At 67.6% G+C, this 2,633-nt stretch carries 3 protein-coding genes and 1 pseudogene; 1 reads left to right on the top strand and 3 read right to left on the bottom strand.

Annotated elements, in window-relative coordinates; genetic code table 11:
• Positions 1-46: 46 nt before the first annotated feature.
• The 3 genes from CF68_RS03480 to CF68_RS03465 form a co-directional block, all read right to left on the bottom strand.
• Positions 47-460, bottom strand: a complete 414-nt coding sequence (locus tag CF68_RS03480) for a hypothetical protein (RefSeq protein ID WP_035816072.1) — start codon at positions 458-460, stop codon at positions 47-49.
• Between the two features lie 281 nt (positions 461-741).
• Positions 742-1,161: a nucleoside diphosphate kinase regulator gene (gene rnk / locus CF68_RS03475; RefSeq protein WP_018310127.1), complete on the bottom strand. Its 420-nt coding sequence runs from the start codon at positions 1,159-1,161 to the stop codon at positions 742-744.
• A 538-nt stretch (positions 1,162-1,699) separates the two neighbouring features.
• A complete protein-coding gene (locus CF68_RS03465) occupies positions 1,700-2,155 on the bottom strand; it encodes a Cd(II)/Pb(II)-responsive transcriptional regulator (RefSeq protein ID WP_010812157.1) in 456 nt (151 codons plus the stop codon).
• 233 nt (positions 2,156-2,388) lie between these two features.
• On the opposite strand from CF68_RS03465, the pseudogene CF68_RS03460 reads away from it, so the two are divergent.
• Positions 2,389-2,633: pseudogene (locus tag CF68_RS03460) on the top strand (hypothetical protein); the annotation flags it as partial.

Here is a 2,633-nt window from a genome sequence, read left to right as displayed (position 1 = left end):
GGCCACCGCAGTGGCCGCACGAGGTCTTTGGGAAGACCTGCGAGGATCAGACGCGATAGCCGTACAGCGAACCGTCACCCGAGCGGGAATTGTCGAGCGCACGATCGGCAATGTCACCCGTGAAGGTGTGCGCACCTTCGCTGAAGGTATCGAACTTGTCCTTCTTCGAGATCTCGCCGCTGAAGCTATGCGAGCCTTCGGTGAAGCTGTCGAACTTGCCGTCGCGGCGCGAGCCTTCCGAGTACGGGTCGAAGCGGCCGGTGCGGGCTCCGTCCGTGTACGTATCGAACTTGCCTTGCTTGGCGCCGTCCGTATACACATCGTACTTGCCGGCCTTCAGCGCATCGGCGTACACATCAAACTTGCCAACCTTGCTGGCAGCGGGGGCAGCCAACGCCACAGCGGACGCGGCGACCGCCGCGAACACGAGCGCGCCGCCAAGGATACGTCTGGCGATCATTTGGGACTCCTTCAACTGATTTCGTCGTTCTTTCTTGTATGGACCGGGATGAGACTCCGGCCGCTCTGCAATCTATGTTGCGATGCGAGCACGGACTGAAGATTAGTCACAGTCCGCGCAAGCAGAAATACCGCTGCGACGAATGGTGCGTTGCGAGTCGTGAAACGTCTGGCTTGCCGATGAATGGTGTCGATAGATCGCCGGGCACACGCGGCGCAGGACGCGCCTGCGTGGCCCCGGCAGCACGCCTCAGGCGGCTGGGATTTGGCTCAGGATGCGGCTCAAAGCGTGTACTGGCCGCTGGCTTCCGGCTGGAACGCGATCCCGGCGACACTCACCTGCTGCTCGCGGCCGTCGGGCAGCCGGTAGCTGACGGTCTGGCCGGCGCGCGCGCCCAGCAGCGCCTGGCCCACCGGCGACAGCACCGACAGCCGGCCGGCATCAAAGTCGGCCGCGTCGGGGTACACCAGCGTCCAGTTGCGCGGGGCCTGCTCGCCCGGCAGGTTGCAGACCAGGCGCGTGTTCATGGTGACCACGTCGGTCGGGATCTCTTCGGGCGCGACGATGGTGGCGCGCGCCAGCAGGTTGTCGAGCATGTCCTCAAGCTGCGCCGAGCCGGCGCGGCTGGCGATGCGCTCCAGGCGGGTCACGTCGAGTTCGGTCAGGTACAGCGTGGCGGTATTCGTTTTGGTGGCCGTCATGGCGGGTCCTCCGGCAGTCAGGTGGTTGGCGCGGCCCGGCCAGCATGGCAGGCGGCGGCGGACAGGTCTTGCGCGTTGGCATACCGCGCAGCAGCGCGGACATCAACGGATCGGCGAAAGCCTTGCGGCAATTGCCGGCAACAACGGAAACGCTGGCTCGGGCCCGGTTCGGCCCGGGCCCCGCTTGTGGGAGACGAATCAGGCTGGGAACCGGGCGGAATCAGGCGGTGCGCTGATCCGGCGGGGAGAGACCGCGCGCGTGGCGCGCTGGGGCAGGATGTTGGCCGTGGCGATCGCGCACGCGTGCGCGCGGCCGGTCCGCATCAGGCGGACAGGCGCATCGGGCATCGGCGTCAGGCGATCAGTCATGGTCGTGCAGAAGGTTTGATAAGGGGCGGCGGATGGTTCCCTGAACAGGCGAGCCGCGTAAGTCGTTGCTCACTACCTCGCTCACTGGCTGCGCTGCCGCCGGGCCCGTGCACCGCAGTGGTGCGATCACGGGAACAGTCATCGTAGCACAGCGACGCGCGTGCGCGCGTCACCCGTTGGCAGCAGGCCCGGCCTCGTGCGCGCCCGCATGGCATTCGCAGGCCGCGCCGGCGGCGGCCTGCTGCAGGTTCTGCAGGATGCCGCATTCACTGGCGGGCTGGTGGTGGTGGCAGGTCTCGCGCAGCGCGCGCAACTGCCCTTCCAGCGCCTCCAGCGCCACCCGCTGCGCATGGATCTGCGCAATCTGGCGGTCCAGCAGCGTATTGATGTCGTCGCAGTCCTGCGACGGATTGCGCTCGAACTCGCGCAGCCGCCGCACATCCGACAGGCCCATGCCGAGCGAGCGGCAGTGCCGCACGAAATTCAGCTGGACCAGGTGGCCATCGTCATAGCGGCGATAGCCGTTGGCCTCGCGCCGCGGCGCGTCGAGCAGGCCTTCGCGTTCGTAATAGCGGATGGTCTCGACATCGCAGCCGCTGGTACGGGAGAGTTCGCCGATGCGCATGGTGCCTGGTCCTCGCCTTGTACCCTGTAACTACTACAGGGTTAGCGATAGTGTAGGCCAGTCCGGCAGGTCTTGCCGGAGCGCCTGATGCAGCACTCATTGTGTGGGTGATGCCGGCGTGCGACGGGCCCTGCGGGCGGCGCCTGCGCCATGCCGCTTCCTGTAGAATTCCCCCCACATCTACCGATAAGCCGTCCCCCTTCGTGCGCTCCCTCCGGCTACTCCTGCTGGTCATGATGCTGGCTTTCCTGCCCCTGCCGGGCTGGGCGGCAGCGTTCGCGCACGCCGTGGTGGCCACCGGCGAAGCGTCGGCCGCGCCAGCGGCCGGCATCGGCAACGACGACGCTGCCGGTGTTGCCGCAGCGGGCGAGCCGTCGCCCGCCTCCGAAGCCGCCGAGCCGCAGTGGCAACCCGGCGCCGACCTTGCCGAGCAACTGCTGCCGGCATCTCCGTTGCGCCTGGCCGCCTGGGGCGGCCG

It is taken from the genome of Cupriavidus sp. SK-4 (assembly GCF_000611125.1).
In the GTDB taxonomy this organism is placed as follows: Bacteria; Pseudomonadota; Gammaproteobacteria; order Burkholderiales; family Burkholderiaceae; genus Cupriavidus; species Cupriavidus necator.
The sequence above is the reverse complement of the archived record's forward strand: the minus strand, read 5'-3'. Positions and strand labels throughout refer to the sequence as shown.

Excerpts from the sequence above, each read along its gene's own strand:
- CF68_RS03480 (WP_035816072.1), bottom strand. The coding sequence starts at position 460 with ATGATCGCCAGACGTATCCTTGGCGGCGCGCTCGTGTTCGCGGCGGTC.
- CF68_RS03465 (WP_010812157.1), bottom strand. The coding sequence starts at position 2,155 with ATGCGCATCGGCGAACTCTCCCGTACCAGCGGCTGCGATGTCGAGACC.
- rnk (WP_018310127.1), bottom strand. The coding sequence starts at position 1,161 with ATGACGGCCACCAAAACGAATACCGCCACGCTGTACCTGACCGAACTC.